Raw genomic sequence first — 16,916 nt, forward strand, 5'->3', positions numbered from 1 at the left:
GGTGACAACGTAGAAATGTCAGTAGAATTGATCCACCCAATCGCAATGGACCCAGGTCTACGTTTTGCGATCCGTGAAGGTGGTCGTACTGTAGGTGCTGGTGTTGTTGCGAAAGTAACTGCATAATCGCTGAAAAGTAAAAAACGCTCCTTTGGAGCGTTTTTTTATGCCTGATGTTTATGAGTCACGTATAATTTCAAAAAATAGATGAGTTTTCTTAATATGATACGTTTAATGCAGTCTGCTGATATTGCGCGTGTTTATCAGATTGAAGCGGCTGTACAAAGCCATCCTTGGACAGAGAAACAATTTCGAGAAGCACAAGAAAATTATCAATGTACAGTGATTGAAAAGTCTGGACAGGTTGTTGGTTTCTGTATTTTACAACCTGTGCTTGATGAAGCTAATTTATTGTTGATGGCGATTGACCCGAAAATGCAGGGAAAAGGTTTGGGCTTTCAGCTATTAGAACAGTCGATGGATTTGTTAAAAAATCATCCAGTTCAGATTTTTCTAGAAGTTCGTGAAAGTAATATCGCTGCGATTAAGTTATATGAAAAATCAGGGTTTCATCAGATTGATATTCGTAAAAATTATTATCCTGTTGCTGAGGGTGGACGAGAACATGCCATCATCATGGTGAAGAGCTGTAGTGATGATTTTGCAGCATTATTTTCTACTTAATCATGTTGTTCCATTCTGATGATAATGTTGTCATGAGGGATGTTCCAAGGTGATCAATTTCTTGCTCGCTTAATGCACGATTTAAACGTCGCCATTGCCCATCAATCAGAACTTCAAAAGGAATATACTGGGATTTGTAATTCATTTTTTTTGAATGGGGAACCCAGTAGCCCAAATAAACGTAATCTAGCCCAAGTGCTTTGGCATATTCAATTTGTTTGAGAATAGCAAAGACACCAAGAGATCGACGATGCTCATCAGGTTCAAAAAATGTATATACTGCCGATAAACCATCATCAAGCATATCGCAAGTAGAAACGCTGAGTAGTTTTTGGTCTTTCCAGAGTTCTAAAAAGAAGCTATCAGTGCAGCTATGCATTAAAAATTTATCAAATTGATCAATACTAGGTGGAAACATGTCTCCATCATGATGTCTGAGATTGATATAACGCTCATACAAATCATAATGAATTGATGTCGCATTCTCTGTACGAATAATCCGTAAATGGAGGTCTTGATTGCGTTTCCATGCCTTTTTTTGAGCACTACTCATTTCAAAGTGATTGACTGGAATACGGCAGGATAAGCATTGTCGGCATAAATGACATTCAGGACGATAGACAAAATCACCACTGCGTCGAAAGCCCGAACGGGATAACTCAGAAAGTGTGACAACATCGATACGCTGGGCGGGATCTAAAAATACCATGCGTGCTGATTTATGATCCAGATAACTACAGTCATGTGGAGGGGTAATATAATATTGTAGTTCGTTTAAAGGTGACTTCGGATGGTATGAATTCATATCAAGCGTCACTCCTGAACATGCTTATTTCTTTAATAATTGTTGATTTAACGCAACCTCTTTAGATGAAAATACACTGTCTTGATAGCTTTTCCAATCAATACTAGGTCGTTTTATAACATCTTGTAACGATTTTAGATAATCTTCTCGTGAAATGGTACTCGCACCTAAGCTCATCAGATGATCATTGACCAACTGGCAGTCAATCCACGGTAAATTTTGTTCACGACCAATGAGCATCAAAGTAAAAAATGCCATTTTGGAGACATCAGTCGCTTGGCTAAACATCGATTCACCAAAACAGCCATGCCCAATGTGTAAGCCATAAAGACCACCCACTAATTTTTCCTGATCTGCCCACACTTCTATGCTGTAACCATAACCGAGTGTAAACATTTGGCAGTAGCTTTGAATAATATCTTCACTAATCCAAGTGTCATTGGCATATTGACGGGGTAGGGAGCAGCGTCGAATCACTTGTTCAAAAGCATGATTAATCGTGATTTTATAATCATGCTTTTTCATGGTACGAAGTAAGGATTTACTTGGATGATAGTCTTGTGGGCGAATGATGCAGCGCGGTTCTGGACTCCACCAACAAATAGGCTCACCTTCATTAAACCATGGAAATAGTCCATGACTGTAGGCTTCAAATAAAGTGGCAGGTTTAAGATCGCCACCAATGCAGATCAAACCATGACCATCTGGATCATGCTGAATCGGATTTGGAAAAATATACTCAGAATCTGGAAGTTGAGGCATTGTTGTGTCAATAAATTACTAGAATTTAGTTGAAACGCTGACATAAAAAAAGCCGTATGGCTACGGCTTTTTTAGATATCTTGGTATTAAGCCAAATTATCGAGATATTTCTCAGCATCAAGTGCAGCCATACAGCCTGAACCAGCAGAAGTAATCGCTTGACGATAAACGCTATCTGCAACGTCACCCGCAGCAAATACGCCTTCAACAGATGTTGCAGTTGCATTGCCCGCTGTACCACTTTGCACTTGAATATAGCCATTACGGAGTTGCAATTGGCCTTCAAACATGGTGGTATTCGGCTTGTGACCAATCGCAATAAACAAACCTTGGATATCAATTTGTTGAGTTGAATCGTCTTGGGTTGATTTTAGGCGGACACCTGTTACCCCTGTTTTATCACCTAAAACTTCATCGACTTGGTGATTCCACACAATTGAAATTTTGCCTTCTTTTTCTTTTTCAAAAAGATGATCTTGCAAAATTTTCTCTGAGCGAAGGCTATCACGGCGGTGAACCAAAGTGACATGCGCAGCAATGTTAGATAGATAAAGTGCTTCTTCAACCGCAGTGTTACCACCACCAACCACCATCACGTGTTGGTTTTTATAGAAAAAACCATCACAAGTTGCACAAGCACTAACGCCTTGACCCATAAATTTTTGTTCAGATTCAAGACCTAAGTATTGTGCAGTAGCACCTGTTGCTAAAATCAGAGCATCACAAGTGTATTCTTCCATATCGCCTTTCAAAACAAATGGACGTACATTTAAGTCCACTTCATTGATATGGTCATACACAAGTTCTGTACCAAAACGCTCTGCATGTGCTTGCATGCGTTCCATTAGTACAGGGCCTGTTAAGCCTTCAGGGTCACCCGGCCAGTTATCAACTTCTGTTGTCGTTGTCAGTTGCCCACCTAGCTGTAAGCCTGCAATCAAGGTTGGTTTTAAGTTTGCACGAGCGGCATAAACTGCTGCACTATAACCAGCAGGTCCAGAACCTAAAATAATTAATCGCGAATGGCGAGCTGTCATTGCAGATTTCCTTTTATAATTAAAAAACTGAAAAAATTATACGTGAAAGCAGGGTAATTGTGTGTTCGATCAATGTCGATAATATTGATCATCTAAATCGATTTGAGCTATATAGAATGCTACAAACATGCAGCATTCTGTTGCACCTTTTTTTGCTAAACAAGTGCATAATATAAATATTTATGAATTGAAAAACAGTTTCTTGCTGATTTTCAACTGGCTATAGTTTTTCAGATACAGGACAGTATATGACTGCGGTGTCGAGTGTTTATGCACAGCGCTTAATTATTACCTTATTTTTGGTATCATTTGGGATTTACCTGTTCTTGGCAACAGTCACTTATACGCCATTTGATCCAGGCTGGATGCATATTTCAAGCGATACCCAACAGGTGTCTAATGCGAGCGGCGTTGCAGGGGCGTGGATTGCAGATTTACTTTTTGGTTTCTTGGGTTGGGCAAGTTTATTGCTGCCGATTTTCTTATTTTTAGAAGCAATACAAGTTTGGTGGCCACATAGTTTTCTGAATCGACCTTTCCGTTATGCTGCACAGTTCTTTATGCTGTTGACTACTGCAAGCCTATTGTTCTTATTTTGGCAAGTTCCAAGCGATGCTTTAGATAACTCCTCTGGAGGCATTATTGGCTACGAGTTAGGTGAAAGTTTATCGCAGTTAATGACTGTATATGGTGCAAGTGCATTTTTGATGATTCTATGGGGTGTTTTATTTACCTTTGCATTTGGTGTACGTTGGAATCGAACATGGGCAACTCTAAAAGCAACACCGAAGTATCTTGAAGATTTGTTTTATCGTAATGTCCCTGAGAGTGAAGCGGATTATGATTTGACCACCAAGTCGCCTGCACAAGCGACAGTGACCAAGAAAATTATTGCCCAAGCACCAGCGAGTGATGTTGAAGAGAAGCCAGTTCTAACAGCACAAAATTTAACGGTTGATCCTGCTGCTGAGCGTTTATTGGACGCGTTAGCAATACAAGATCAGTCCAAATCTGAAATACCTGTATTGTCTGAACAAGATTTTGAAAAAACCTTAGCAAAAGCACATGACCTGACTCAGCCCAAAGATCGAGTTGTACCCACAGGTGAGGTTTGGCGTGCTTTAGAGCTAGACAAAAATGAACAGCAACAGCAAGAGATTGATGCATTATTGCAAGCTGCTGAGGAAGAACAGACAGCGAAAACATCAAAACAGCATTTTCAACACGTTGTCCAATCTACAGAATCATCATCAAAAATAGACTGGAACAATGACCAAACCTTTGATGATTTGTTGCAAAAAACAGGAGAAGCTGCCTCTGTAGATAGCACGGTAAAGCATTTACTAGAACATGATGAAATTGCGGATATTGAAAAATTATTGGCAATGGATGCCAACACACCTGAACCGATACCCCAACCACGTCGTGCAGAAAGTTATGCGCAGTCTTCTGCATTTGTAAAAGCACAGATCAAAACAACATTAGAAACACAACCCAATTTATCAAAAGAAGAATTTATTGAAGCTTGGCAGGAAACAGCGGGAAAGCCTCAACCCGAAGATGAATTTGATTTTGATGCACCACTGACCGATACAGCGGGTCGACCAATGTCACGCGCTATGCAGGTTGCAGAAAAGCGTAAACATCTTTCTCCACTTCCGAGTGAAGACTTGCTTGATCGGGTAGATCCCAATAAGAAAATTAACTTTACCGCTGAGCAACTAGCACGGTTATCTGAGCTATTGGAAATTAAATTACAAGAATTTAATGTCAAAGCGAAGGTGATTGAGGCACAACCGGGCCCTGTGGTGACGCGTTTTGAGCTTGACTTGGCACCTGGAGTCAAAGCTTCTAAAGTGACCAATATTTCCCGTGATTTGGCGCGTTCTATGTCGATGGCATCGGTACGTGTTGTGGAAGTCATTCCTGGTAAGCCATATATCGGCATTGAAGTGCCGAATAGTGCCCGCGAAATGGTGCGTTTAATTGAATTGTTAGACACCCCAACTTATCGTGATCCAAATGGCTTAATTAGCATGGCGATGGGTAAAGATATTTCGGGGAATCCTGTTCTAACCGATCTCGCTAAAGCACCGCATATGTTGGTTGCAGGAACGACAGGTTCGGGTAAATCTGTTGCAGTGAACTCGATGATTTTGTCGATGTTGCTCAAATATAAGCCTGAACAACTGCGCTTGATTTTGATTGATCCAAAACAACTTGAACTTGCCAACTATAACGATATTCCCCATTTGTTGACGCCTGTGGTGACCGACATGAAAGATGCAGTCAGCGCATTGAACTGGTGTGTCAATGAAATGGAACGCCGCTATAAGCTGATGTCTTTCCTGAAAATTCGTAAAATTACCGATTACAACCGTAAGGTTGAAGAGGCATTAGAACGTGGAGAAGACCTGATTGATCCAACATGGAAACCAACTGACTCTGCAACCCAAGAACGCGCACCGCGTTTGCAACCTTTGCCAATGATTGTGATTGTGGCAGATGAGTTTGCAGACATGATCATGCAAGTTGGTAAAAAAGCTGAAGAAATGATTACTCGTCTGGCACAAAAATCACGTGCAGCAGGGATTCACTTATTGCTTGCGACACAGCGTCCATCGGTCGATGTGATTACAGGTTTGATTAAAGCCAACATTCCAACCCGTGTGGCGTTACGTGTGAACTCAAAAATTGACTCTCGTACCATCTTGGATGCTGGTGGGGCAGAAGATCTATTGGGACATGGTGACATGCTATTTCTTGGACCAGGTAAGATTGAACCTGAGCGTGTGCATGGGGCTTTCATTAGTGATGATGAAGTGAACCGTATTTGTGATGCTTGGCGTGAACGCGGTTCTCCAAATTATGTTGATGAAATTCTGACCCCTTACGATGAAGAACCAACCAATCGTGGTTTTGAAGAGGGAGATGCTAGCCCAGATCGTGATGTACTGTATGATCAAGCAGTTGCATTTGTCTTGGAAACACGTAAGGCATCGACGTCCTCTTTGCAACGTAAGTTTAGTCTAGGTTATAACCGTGCGGCTCGCTTGATTGATACCATGGAAGAAAATGGAATTGTCAGTGCAATGGGACCAAATGGAAAACGTGATATTTTGGTTTAAGTGAATATGAAAAAACCTAGCGAAATCGCTAGGTTTTTTTTCAATTAGTCCTCTGACACCGTCAAAAGATGTTCTTTAAACTGCGGATTTGGAATTAAAACAATTTGCTCATCGACTCTCTGTGTAAGCTTTTGGTTCTTATTGGGATAGTCCAATTTAGATAAGAAATAGCGAATACAGTTCAGGCGTGCGCGTTTTTTGTCATCTGATTTAATAATCGTCCAAGGTGCGTCACCCGTATGTGTATGGAAAAACATGTGATTTTTCGCATCGGTATAATCATCCCAACGATCGAGAGATTGAATATCAATCGGTGACAATTTCCAGTGTTTCAGTGGATCATCACGACGAGAAATAAAACGACGTAATTGTTCTTCACGACTCACCGAAAACCAAAATTTGAATAGATGAATGCCACTGTTGACCAGCATGCGTTCTAATTCGGGTGTTTGGCGCATGAATTGTAAATAATCTTGCGGCTCACAAAAGCCCATAACACGCTCTACACCTGCACGGTTGTACCAAGAGCGGTCAAAAAATACCATTTCACCTTTTGTTGGCAGATGTTCGATATAACGCTGAAAGTACCATTGTCCTGCTTCGGTAATGGTTGGTTTTTCTAGGGCAACCACGCGTGCGCCACGTGGGTTGAGGTGTTCCATAAAGCGTTTAATAGTGCCGCCTTTACCCGCAGCATCACGTCCTTCAAATAAACAAACAATACGTTGTCCTGTATCTTTCACCCAAGACTGAACTTTTAATAGCTCAATTTGTAACAGCTTCTTTTCTGCCTCATAAGCTTTACGTGATAAACGGGTGCGATAAGGGTAACTTTCAGGTAACTCAGCAGAATTAGAGTCTTCAGCAGATACGGTACCTTGATACTCAAGCACAGCTTTGGAAAATATAGGTAAATTCTGAATTAAGTCTTGATCTGTTGTAGACACATCTTCATTGGGTTGGAGTTGATGGGCTGAGCTCATAGTTAGACTCTATTGTTGTTTGTTGTAATAAAAGCATGAGTTTAGCGCATTGTTTTTGGTTGTTGCAAATCAACATACCGATAAAGCCAAGCCTGTTTGCTGATTGATCCAAGTGGCCAACTGTTGCAAAGCCGTTCTTACTTGGACTGTGAGTGGATGACCTGCATTGATGCGAATATAGTGATGATATTTATTATCCTCACCAAAAATATTGCCTGGCACGATACTAATACTTTGACTTAAGGCAAATTGATAAAGCTCAAAGCCACTTAAATTTTGAGGGAGCTTTAACCAAAGCGCATATCCTCCTTGTGGTATCTGTAACTCTACAGATAATTTGGCAAAAATTTCTGTAATGCACTGAACATAGTCCTGAACTTGTGACCATAACTTAGGGTGTAACTGGTTTAAATGGCGACGATATCCACCACTAAAAATAAAATCTGCCAAACCTAATTGTAGAGGTGTATTGACAATAATATTATGTGCTAAAAGTTGGGATCTGAGATGTTGTAGTACTTTGGGTAAACATAACCAGCCCACCCGATAGGCGCTTGAAAGGCTTTTAGAAACCGACCCGACCCAAATCACATAGCCTGCCTGATCCCAGTGTTTAATCGGTAAGGGGCGTTGTAATTCATATCCACATTCGCCATAAATATCATCTTCAATCATAAAACACTGATATTTTTCAGCCAATGCTGCAATCTGTGCCTTTTCTTGATGGGTTAGACAATAGCCAAGAGGATTTTGATAATTTGCAGTGAGTAGGCAGGCTTTGGCTTGACCTGTCTTTAAAACCTGCTCCAAGCGTTCTAAATCAATTCCTTGATGATGTGCAGGAATTTCGATGACTTTGCGATTAAGATTCGCTAAAAGCTGCAACTGTCCATTAAACGTAGGCGTGGGTAAAATAATGCTATCGCCTATCTGAGTCAACGATTGAATAATGAGCATTAATGCCGCCATACAACCATTGGTAATAAAAATATCATCGTAGGCAATATGAATAGCATCTTCAGACCAGTGATCAACAAGTGCCTGCCGTAAACGAGGATGTCCCTGTCGATCACAATATAGAAAATCTTCAGGGCGGCTATGTTTTAAACTGCGTTGAATAGAGCGACGTAATGCTTCAATTGGAATGAGAGGGCTACCGAGTTGAATCGCTCCAAGATGGATCATTTGCGCTTGACTGGAAGCATCTTGAATTTGATTGTGTAGGTCAAGGCTTGAGATCTCGCGGCTAATCGATGGAAAGTCAATATAGTCTGTATGTGTGGTTTTAAGAGAGATGAGAGGCGCTTGTACAAAAAAGCCAGATTTTGCTTTTACATATACATGTCCTTGTGCTTCAAGCAACTCATAACAGGCTTGAGCAGTGCTTAAGCTAATCTGTTGTTGCTTTGCAAAACTTCGTAATGAAGGCAACTTGCAATGTGGACTGAGTTCACCAGTCAGAATTTTATGCCGAATTTGGCTGGCGATTTCCTGGTAACGAAAATGCATATCTGTACTGCTTTTTTATAAAAAATTGTATCTGTATACCTTAACAGAATCTTCCTATGATGCATGAATAATTTGCTAATTATGGGGATCAAGGTAATGAAAAGATTAATATTGGTTTTAGTCTGTTTGAGTATAGTGGGATGTACACAATCTAAATTGCGCAATGTTGCAGTATGCCAAAAAATGGCTGAAGGGTATTTAGATAGTCAGGCTGTAGGAACATATTATCTTGTGACAACGCAGCAGAAAGAACAAGGTGTGCGTTTATTTTATCGTTTGCAGCAGAGCTATAAGATAACTCAAACTGAACCTCGAGTCTTTCAGTGTATTGAGCAACCACAGGGGACATTTTTAAATATGATCCAAGATGGGGTGGCAAGAACGCTGATGATTCTGCCGAAATCTGTAAAATAGCCTGCATCATGCAGGCTATTTTTATGGATCTTGGTTAGGCAAATTTTGCCAGTACAGCAAGAAATTCAGCAGAATGACGAGGGAACTGAGCAATTACCTCGTGGATGCGTTGACCTTGAGGGTTGGTTGCATTGATATCGCGACCATCTGCAACAAACTGAGTCAATAAGCGCTCAAAATCGTGAGGACGCATGTGTTTATATGCATTGTACAGTACATGAAAATCAGCACTTGTACCTTCTGGAGGTAAATGATTCAAGTAGGCAAATACACGCTCATCTGACCATTCTTCATTGAAAGTTGCTGGCTGTGAAAATGCCATAGCTCACTCCTCGAGATTCAAAATAAAAGGCAAAATAATGAGGATTATTTTGCCCTGAATTGTTGTATTTAGCTAATCAGAATTGAAATTAACGATCTTCAGGTAAATTGATATTCATCTCAAGCATTTCAATATTGGCTTCTGAACGTACTTGCATTTGAATATGCTGTTCATCCACACCGCGAACATAGCGGCTGACAACTTCCATAATTTCTTTTTTCATCTGATCAATTTTATCTTGACTTAGACGACGTCCCAAACCTTGTTCAGATGCAACAATGACTTTGAGTCGATCTTTTGCCATTTGAGCACTTGGCAATTTATCTTCATTGCCAAATAGTTTGCTCCAAAATCCTGCCATGATTATGCTCCAAACAAACGTGCCAACCAGCCTTTAGGTTTCACCGTAATATGGCGATAAGGACGGTCTTCACCAAGGAAGCGGGCAACAAGATCATCATAAGCTTGTCCAGCATGGGATTCTGTATACAAAATGACAGGTTTACCTTCGTTGGACGCCTGTAACACACTTGGGCATTCAGGAATTACGCCCAAAGTTGGAATACGTAAAATATCTTTGGAAATGTCATCAATCGTCAGCATTTCTTGGCGATCAGCACGTTCTGGGTTGAAGCGTGTAATACACAAGTGTTTACGAATACGCCCTTCTTTATGCTCAACTTTTTTGGTTTTGCTGTCTAGCATTCCAATGATACGATCAGAGTCACGGACTGAAGAAATTTCAGGGTTGGTAACAATAATGGCTTCATCTGCATGGTACATCGCTAAGATTGCACCACGCTCAATTCCAGCAGGAGAATCACAAATAATATAATCAAACTCTTGCGCGAGTTCATTCATCACGCGCTCAACACCATCATCACTTAAAGCGTCTTTATCGCGGGTTTGTGATGCAGGTAAAATATATAAGTTTTCAATGTCTTTATCGCGAATTAAGGCTTGTTGTAGACGAGCTTCATGATTGATGACATTAACAAAGTCATAAACAACACGGCGTTCGCAACCCATGATAAGGTCTAAGTTACGTAAACCGACATCAAAGTCGATAACCACAGTTTTGTGACCACGTAAGGCTAAGCCTGTTGCAAATGATGCGCTTGTGGTAGTTTTACCTACACCGCCTTTGCCTGATGTTACGACAACAATTTTGGCCACCGAATCCACTCCTGTTATGGTCATTTGCAATTAAGATAAAATCTTCAATAATAAAATAAGGTCAATCATACCTTAGATTTCTAAAGCCTCGAACACAAGTTCTTGGCGATCATTTAAATAAATGTGTACTGCTTTTTTTGCAACGTCAGCGGGAATATCATCCGCGACACAATAAGTCCCTGCAATCGATACCAATTCGGCATTTAAGCACTGACAAAAAATACGTGCTGTTGTATCACCACTTGCTCCAGCAATCATGCGTCCCTGTGTTGTGCCAAACACATAAATATTGCCTGAAGCAATGACTTCAGAGCCACTATTCATGCTGGCATTGAGAATCACATCACCATGTTCTTGGATTAAGCACTGACCTGTACGCAACATTTCATTATGATATGAAGTCACGTGATTTACAGCGTTTGATTTTTGTTTACTGTTGTCGCTATTTTGATCTTTATCGTCGTTTTGTTCAATCACTTGTTCATGGGTTGGCTTGATTCTTTGTAACGGGCGATCAGCGGGCAGAACAGGAAATTGGATACTGCGCGCTTCATTCGCAAGTAAGCCATCAATCACAGCCATGGGCTGTAAATCTAAGCTAATCAGCAGTTGGATTAATTCAATCAGTTCTTGCTCAACGGTGCTATCTAGAATAACAGTTGTACCATGAGAACCTGTATCTTCAAGCATTTGGCTAAGTTGTTGGCGAATAGCATCGTGATCATTTGTATCGAAGGTTAATCGGGTAAAATTAACCATTCTGCCGGTAATGCGTATATCAGCCATGATATTTCCTTAGAGGGCTTTTGACCAAATAAGTAATAAGTCAAAGTATTGTTGTAAATAGCTCAAATCCTAGATCAATTTGTTGTAATTCTCTAGCATTAGACACAAAAAAGCATGAATATTTATCGATGAAAATCGGTTCTATGCGTCAGGCTGTTTATTTTGGTCAGCGGCAATCAAAATATTCTGCCATTGTTTGATTTTAACTTGTTTACGAATCGCAGCAAGGCTTTCATATACCGAAGATTCAACCAGTTGCTCAAGTTTGGCATTGTTTAAATCGACTTGACTGATCTTTTTGGCAATTTGTGCATACGTTTGTGCTGAAGCGGGTGTTGCCCACGGTTCAATTAAGCCCTGAGTAATATTCTCTCCCAAGCGTTTACCAATACTTTGGATTTGATCTTCAAGGCGGCTACCAATAATTGGAAATAAACGTAAAAGCTGATGCAGCTCAGGTGTGTTGATGATCGCCTGTTCTACGACAGTACCAACCTGTTGTGCTAATTGTTGTTGTTGCTTCTGTAATTCGTTCGCCAGATTTTCTTGTAGCAGTTCTACTAAAGTGTCAGCAAAGAGTTGACGATGATGATCGACCAGATCATGAATGATCTTTTTATGTGTGGAGCTAGTATCAAGTTCATAGCGAATACCATCAATTACAGTAATGACAACTCGATCTGAGAGTTCTTCCATGACGACTTGATAATAAAATTTTGCAGTTTTTCGCCATGATTCGGGAATGATTTCATAACCTAATTCATGTAGGCGATAGGCAATAATCCCTGCGCGAAATAAACGGAGAAAACGTAAAGCAGGAATAATTGCTAAAACTTCATACCAATGAATGAATGGGAAAAAAAACCAGCGTTGATGGTGTTTTTGTAAAATCGCAATCGACCAGCGAAGTGCTAATTCCAGTATTAAAAAGCAAATAAACCACCCCTCGGTTTTATCAACCCAAGGGTGGAGATGGTCTTTATAAAAATGCAGCAGGTTCATGAACTGCAAATGATCACTCAGCCAAATGGCAAAGTTACTCATCAAGATGGCATTGGCACTCAAGCAAAATAGATTAAAAACAATAATGAACATCATAAAAATGTCATAGCCTAAATAAATTTTCCATTGCAATGAGTTATGGTCAATTGCTTGAAATTTAGGTGCTCGTTTTGAATTTTTTTGCATAGCCAATGCTCTTATCTTTTACAGTGAAGCTTTGGCTTTAAGTTCGCTAATTAGCTGATCTTTTTCTTGCCAAATTTGCGTAAGCCATTGATGAAACTTAGAGCGATATTCTCGGTCATCTTCATAATTTCCTGCCAGTACCCATTCAGGAATTTCAATCTTGCGCAGATGCACCGTAATTCGTGGTACTTCTCCAAGCCAAAACTCTCCATAGCCAGGAACACCATCAGGGTAAACAATCGTCATATCGACTAAAGCATCGACTTTTTTGCCCAAGATATTGATTGCAAGGGCCAAACCACCTGCTTTGGGTTTGAGTAAATGCTGATAAGGTGACTTCTGTTGTGCGTGTTTCTCAGGAGTAAAACGCGTACCTTCGACATAATTGAGTAGGGTAAAAGGCTGGCTGAGCAGTTGTTCACATGACTTGCGAGCTTCTAACATATCATGATGTTTCAGTTCAGGATTTTTAGCGATCTGTGAGCGGCTATGTCGCTTCATCATGGGGAATCCCAAGATTTTGAACGCCTGCCCAACAAAAGGAATAAAGATCAGTTCCCATTTCGTAAAAAAACGGGTTAAAGGCATACGTGTTAAGCCAAAATATTGATTAACAGTCGTGTCCACCCAGCTTTGATGATTACAAATCATGAGATAATGACCTTGTAAATCAAGCTTTAAGTCATCTTCAATCTGAATATTCCACTCGGTATTAGGAAGCACATGATCAATCAACCAGTTGTTGACAGCTAACCAGCGATTGGTAATTTGGATATTCGTCTCATCAACTTTACGGGATTGTTTGAAGAATTTGGTTAAGCCGAGTGCCAATACAGGTGGACCATGTAAAAAAGTGCTGCCTGTAATGACAGAACCAACAGTCATTCCACGTGTAATTTTTTTAAATAAACTTTGTTTGACTCGATGAGAGGTCATAAAAATTCCTAGCCGAAATCTAGCGTAATAAAGATAACTATGGGTCTAAAGAGAGTCAAAATAAATCTTGAAAATTGTATGATCTATGTAGAAAAACACGTTATGACATACACAAAGCTAGGTGAATTGCAATCAAAGTGTTAAAAACCCCACGATTTTTAACAAAAAATTAATGTTTTACCAAACATCATTATTTCATAATTTTTTACATAGTAAATAAACACAACAAGGAGTCATGCAATGCGTGCATTGGTTATTTCATCAGTGATTGGGGCTTTGGCATTATCAGGCTGTCAAAGTATGAACACTGGTACAGGTACTGGCGGTATCCGTGATTATGACAAAGCAGCAATTGGTGCAGGTTTGGGTGCACTAGCAGGTTATGGTCTATCTCGCTCTAACGCAAACTCAAGTGCACAAAATAATCGTGCAGCTGCAATTGGTGCCATTGTTGGTGCGGCAGGTGGTTTGTATCTTGATAAGAAAGAGCAGAAACTTCGTCAACAAATGGCAGGAACAGGTGTCGAAGTTAACCGTAACTCAGATGGTTCAGTAGGTTTGGTAATGCCAGGTAATATTACCTTTGCGACCAACTCTGCGACGATTTCACCAAGTTTTTATACAACGCTGAATAAAGTTGCACAAACTTTGACAGAAGATAATAAGAGTGCAATTTTGGTGACAGGTTATACCGATAGCACAGGGAATGATTCAATTAACATCCCATTGTCTCAAAATCGTGCGAACAGTGTAGCGCGTTATTTGATTCAAAAAGGTGTGCCGTCAAGCCGTGTCAATGCTGAAGGTCAAGGTTCTGCAAACCCAATTGCATCGAACTCGACAGAAGCTGGTAAACAGCAAAACCGTCGTGTTGAAATCAGTATTTACGAAGCAAAATAAGTCATTGCTTCCAATAAAAAAACCACCGTTAGGTGGTTTTTTATTGGCTACACATTATTGATGGAGTGTCGCATCTGGGCTTATCAAAGCTTTGCCTTGAATAAGTGCATCAACAGCTGCAGAGTTTAACTCAAGTTGTAGCTGAGATTGTTCAGAGTTAATTTGATAGTTGTTAATCAACTTCTGATCACCAGTTAAGGTTTCGACTTGATATTCATCTGCAATATTTAAAATGCCTTCTAAATTAATCGTTGTTGCAGCGCTATCCCCTTGAAAAATTTGCTCTAGTTGTTCAAAAGAAATATTGAGTTGAGACATATTTTGCTGCTTTGACTGGGTTTCAATAAAGCGAACGAGCAATTGTGCGAATAGAAAATAATTGGGTTTGTGTGAAAAATCGAGATTCATGATGTCTCCTAGTTTTTGATTTAATTGATATTTCAGTATTTTTAAATTTATAACGTAGAACAAAGCATAGTTATGTTATGTCTTGATGATATTTCATGTCACTTTTATAAATAAAATCAAGAGTCAACTTTTAGAATGCTGCGTCATGGTGTGCTTCTTGTAAATATGACATGAGACGTTATGATGTGAACTAAGAGATGATTGTAAAAAGAAGCAAAGCATTTGTTACAAAATACATTACCTTGATTTAAGCAGATCATTTCTTCATTGAGAATTATTCTTATTTTTTCTGAAGAAATTCAGTAGGATTTTTTTCGCTATTTGGGGCATGATTCTATTTTTTTAAAGCGCAATTTTGCAAAAAATACCAAAAAAAGAGCAATAATTGAAAAAAAAGTTATTTTTTATAAAACTAATAGTATTAATCAATAAGTATGGATTACCACAGTTTTAGCAGTTTTTTGGTGTAAAAACCATACAGAGTATTATCCCAAATACTAGCGAGATTAGCCTAGCAACCGAAATCATAAATCAGGTACAATTAGAGTGTTTAATTTTGTGTTTGGTGTATTTTTAGGCCAATACATACATTCTTTTGTTAAAATTAGGCCTGCCAGGAGTTATCCCCGCATGAGTGCCATTACTCCATACGATTGGGCAACCATTGCCTTCGTGATCGGCGTTACATTCCTTTGCGTCTTTATGCTTACAGTTCCGTTACTCCTAGGAGGTAAGTCATGGGGTCGTGCAAAACAAGAGCAGTTTGAGTCAGGTATTGTTGGTGCAGGCGGTGCCCGCATTCGCTTATCTGCAAAATTCTATCTTGTCGCTATCTTCTTTGTCATTTTTGATATCGAAGCACTTTATCTTTATGCATGGTCTGGTGCTGTGCGCGAAGTAGGTTGGTTCGGTTTCTCAACGGCAACAGTCTTTATTGTCGACTTGTTAATTGGTTTGGTTTATGCGCTTTCTGTAGGTGCATTGAACTGGTCGCCATTTGACCGTCGCAAAGCGGCAGGCATATTACCAAAAATTGGCTCTCCAAATATGGATATCGCAGAGATCACCCGCTTCAATTCAATTGATGAGCTTGTAACCGATCCTACGGGTCAAGTTCCGGCTCAGTCTCGAGTCAAAAAGACCACAGTAACTTCTGACAAGGAGTAATACGGGATGAAATATACATTAACCCGTGCCAATCCACAGGCTGACCAGTACCCGCTTCAAGAGCGTCAAATTGTGACCGATCCTCTTCAGGAAGAAGTCAATAAAAACGTATTTATGACGCGTCTGGAAGATGTGATGCACAATGTGGTCAACTGGGGTCGTAAGAACTCAGTTTGGCCATTTAACTTTGGTACTTCTTGCTGCTACGTTGAGTATGCAACAACCTTAACGGGTGTGCATGACTTGTCACGTTTTGGTGCCGAAGTTATTCGTGCTTCACCTCGTCAAGCCGACTTAATGATTGTGGCTGGGACTTGCTTCGTGAAGATGGCACCTGTTATTCAACGTTTGTATGAACAAATGCTTGAACCGAAATGGGTCATCTCTATGGGTGCTTGTGCCAACTCTGGTGGTATGTACGACATTTACTCAGTTGTGCAAGGTGTCGACAAGATTATTCCTGTAGATGTTTATATTCCAGGTTGTCCGCCACGCCCAGAAGCATTAATCCAAGCATTAATGTTATTACAAGACCAAATTCAGTTAGAGCGCCGTCCGTTATCTGCAGTCATTGGTGATGATCTTAAGCCTGTTTATAAGCCAAAGATGATGCCAGAACGTGATCGTAAAAATGCAGAACGTATTGCAGTGAAAAACTTACGCTCTATGGATGAGATTAAATAATTTTAACGATGGATTGATTGTCACCCG

General features: G+C 40.0%; 19 protein-coding genes. 7 read left to right on the forward strand and 12 right to left on the reverse strand.

Translation table 11 applies throughout. The features are described 5' to 3' along the window. Both GBN19_RS06805 and rimI read left to right on the forward strand, forming a co-directional pair. Positions 1-126, forward strand: a 126-nt coding sequence (locus GBN19_RS06805) for an EF-Tu C-terminal domain-related protein (RefSeq protein ID WP_075192013.1), incomplete at its 5' end; no start/stop codon positions are given. 96 nt (positions 127-222) lie between these two features. Further along, positions 223-684 (forward strand): ribosomal protein S18-alanine N-acetyltransferase, encoded by a 462-nt coding sequence (rimI, locus tag GBN19_RS06810; protein ID WP_151777614.1) that lies wholly within the window; start codon positions 223-225, stop codon positions 682-684. On the opposite strand, the gene GBN19_RS06815 is transcribed toward rimI, so the two are convergent. From GBN19_RS06815 to trxB, 3 genes are all read right to left on the reverse strand, one after another. After that, positions 677-1,489 carry an arginyltransferase gene (locus GBN19_RS06815; protein ID WP_151709782.1) on the reverse strand — a complete coding sequence of 271 codons (813 nt, stop codon included), beginning with the start codon at positions 1,487-1,489 and terminating at the stop codon, positions 677-679. The two genes, rimI and GBN19_RS06815, sit on opposite strands and share 8 nt — an antisense overlap. A gap of 24 nt (positions 1,490-1,513) precedes the next feature. Then, positions 1,514-2,251 carry a leucyl/phenylalanyl-tRNA--protein transferase gene (gene aat, locus GBN19_RS06820; RefSeq protein WP_151709781.1) on the reverse strand — a complete coding sequence of 246 codons (738 nt, stop codon included), beginning with the start codon at positions 2,249-2,251 and terminating at the stop codon, positions 1,514-1,516. 86 nt (positions 2,252-2,337) lie between these two features. Further along, the gene (gene trxB, locus GBN19_RS06825) at positions 2,338-3,288 is read right to left on the reverse strand and encodes a thioredoxin-disulfide reductase (protein WP_151709780.1); all 951 of its coding nucleotides are present in this window, start codon (positions 3,286-3,288) and stop codon (positions 2,338-2,340) included. Between the two features lie 248 nt (positions 3,289-3,536). On the opposite strand from trxB, the gene GBN19_RS06830 reads away from it, so the two are divergent. After that, positions 3,537-6,416, forward strand: a complete 2,880-nt coding sequence (locus GBN19_RS06830) for a DNA translocase FtsK (RefSeq protein ID WP_151777615.1) — start codon at positions 3,537-3,539, stop codon at positions 6,414-6,416. Positions 6,417-6,460: 44 nt separating this feature from the next. Here GBN19_RS06830 and ppk2 read toward each other — a convergent pair whose 3' ends face one another. Both ppk2 and GBN19_RS06840 read right to left on the reverse strand, forming a co-directional pair. Then, positions 6,461-7,399: a polyphosphate kinase 2 gene (ppk2, locus tag GBN19_RS06835; protein WP_151777616.1), complete on the reverse strand. Its 939-nt coding sequence runs from the start codon at positions 7,397-7,399 to the stop codon at positions 6,461-6,463. Between the two features lie 69 nt (positions 7,400-7,468). Next, a complete protein-coding gene (locus GBN19_RS06840; RefSeq protein ID WP_151777617.1) occupies positions 7,469-8,908 on the reverse strand; it encodes an aminotransferase-like domain-containing protein in 1,440 nt (479 codons plus the stop codon). Positions 8,909-9,091: 183 nt separating this feature from the next. Here GBN19_RS06840 and GBN19_RS06845 point away from each other — a divergent pair, with 183 nt between their 5' ends. Then, on the forward strand, positions 9,092-9,322 hold the full coding sequence (locus GBN19_RS06845) for a hypothetical protein (RefSeq protein ID WP_228271229.1): 231 nt from the start codon (positions 9,092-9,094) through the stop codon (positions 9,320-9,322). Positions 9,323-9,356: 34 nt separating this feature from the next. Here the strand turns inward: GBN19_RS06845 and GBN19_RS06850 are convergent, their stop codons facing one another. The 6 genes from GBN19_RS06850 to GBN19_RS06875 all read right to left on the reverse strand — a co-directional run bounded on the left by GBN19_RS06850 (position 9,357) and on the right by GBN19_RS06875 (position 13,730). Continuing rightward, a complete protein-coding gene (locus tag GBN19_RS06850) occupies positions 9,357-9,644 on the reverse strand; it encodes a PA4642 family protein (protein WP_151709775.1) in 288 nt (95 codons plus the stop codon). An 88-nt stretch (positions 9,645-9,732) separates the two neighbouring features. Then, positions 9,733-10,005 (reverse strand): cell division topological specificity factor MinE, encoded by a 273-nt coding sequence (gene minE / locus GBN19_RS06855; RefSeq protein WP_151709774.1) that lies wholly within the window; start codon positions 10,003-10,005, stop codon positions 9,733-9,735. Between the two features lie 2 nt (positions 10,006-10,007). Beyond that, positions 10,008-10,820, reverse strand: coding sequence for a septum site-determining protein MinD (minD, locus tag GBN19_RS06860; protein ID WP_151709773.1), 813 nt, complete (start codon positions 10,818-10,820; stop codon positions 10,008-10,010). 72 nt (positions 10,821-10,892) lie between these two features. After that, complete coding sequence (gene minC / locus GBN19_RS06865) at positions 10,893-11,606, reverse strand: septum site-determining protein MinC (protein ID WP_151777618.1); 714 nt, start codon at positions 11,604-11,606, stop codon at positions 10,893-10,895. A gap of 141 nt (positions 11,607-11,747) precedes the next feature. Beyond that, positions 11,748-12,794 carry a preprotein translocase subunit SecA gene (locus GBN19_RS06870; protein WP_151777619.1) on the reverse strand — a complete coding sequence of 349 codons (1,047 nt, stop codon included), beginning with the start codon at positions 12,792-12,794 and terminating at the stop codon, positions 11,748-11,750. Between the two features lie 18 nt (positions 12,795-12,812). After that, entirely contained in the window at positions 12,813-13,730 is a 918-nt protein-coding gene (locus GBN19_RS06875) for an acyltransferase (RefSeq protein WP_151709770.1), read from the reverse strand. Between the two features lie 240 nt (positions 13,731-13,970). On the opposite strand from GBN19_RS06875, the gene GBN19_RS06880 reads away from it, so the two are divergent. Continuing rightward, on the forward strand, positions 13,971-14,630 hold the full coding sequence (locus GBN19_RS06880) for an OmpA family protein (RefSeq protein ID WP_151709769.1): 660 nt from the start codon (positions 13,971-13,973) through the stop codon (positions 14,628-14,630). Between the two features lie 54 nt (positions 14,631-14,684). On the opposite strand, the gene GBN19_RS06885 is transcribed toward GBN19_RS06880, so the two are convergent. Continuing rightward, the gene (locus GBN19_RS06885) at positions 14,685-15,038 is read right to left on the reverse strand and encodes a hypothetical protein (protein ID WP_151777620.1); all 354 of its coding nucleotides are present in this window, start codon (positions 15,036-15,038) and stop codon (positions 14,685-14,687) included. Positions 15,039-15,668: 630 nt separating this feature from the next. Here GBN19_RS06885 and ndhC point away from each other — a divergent pair. Further along, on the forward strand, positions 15,669-16,205 hold the full coding sequence (ndhC, locus tag GBN19_RS06890; RefSeq protein ID WP_151709767.1) for an NADH-quinone oxidoreductase subunit A: 537 nt from the start codon (positions 15,669-15,671) through the stop codon (positions 16,203-16,205). A 6-nt stretch (positions 16,206-16,211) separates the two neighbouring features. Continuing rightward, positions 16,212-16,889, forward strand: coding sequence for a NuoB/complex I 20 kDa subunit family protein (locus tag GBN19_RS06895; protein ID WP_004750650.1), 678 nt, complete (start codon positions 16,212-16,214; stop codon positions 16,887-16,889). Positions 16,890-16,916: the final 27 nt, after the last annotated feature.

The organism is Acinetobacter brisouii, from assembly GCF_008993995.1.
Taxonomy (GTDB): domain Bacteria; phylum Pseudomonadota; class Gammaproteobacteria; order Pseudomonadales; family Moraxellaceae; genus Acinetobacter; species Acinetobacter brisouii_A.